The following is a 256-nucleotide window of genomic DNA, read 5'->3' as shown; positions in this document are numbered from 1 at the left end:
GGTGGGGGCTTCCGGGGGGGCTTTATCTAATTTTACGGTTTTTCCTTTTTGTCGCTTGGGGGCTCGAAAAAAACGCCAGGACACCGGGGGAATTCAGGCAGCCGGCGTAATCGTTGACGTCCATCGCGAGAAAGCTCGCTCCTACAGAGGTGCGGTTGGTCGTGTGGCTTATTTTTTAGCGTTCAGAGCTTCGTTCAGTTCGATGGCCTATTTGTTGGTTTTTCATTCAACGGCGCAGGTCTACGAATTGAGAAGG

The 256-nt window shown here is 52.0% G+C and carries 1 protein-coding gene; it reads left to right on the top strand.

Features of this window, described 5'->3' with window-relative positions; all coding sequences use genetic code 11:
- Positions 1–256 (top strand): hypothetical protein (locus ACCD00_RS30870; protein WP_413428952.1); only part of this gene is annotated, 256 nt, incomplete at both ends.

The sequence above is a fragment of the Pseudomonas sp. Pseusp3 genome (genome assembly GCF_047304225.1).
Classification (GTDB): Bacteria; Pseudomonadota; Gammaproteobacteria; order Pseudomonadales; family Pseudomonadaceae; genus Aquipseudomonas; species Aquipseudomonas fluorescens_CD.
The sequence above is the reverse complement of the archived record's forward strand: the minus strand, read 5'-3'. Positions and strand labels throughout refer to the sequence as shown.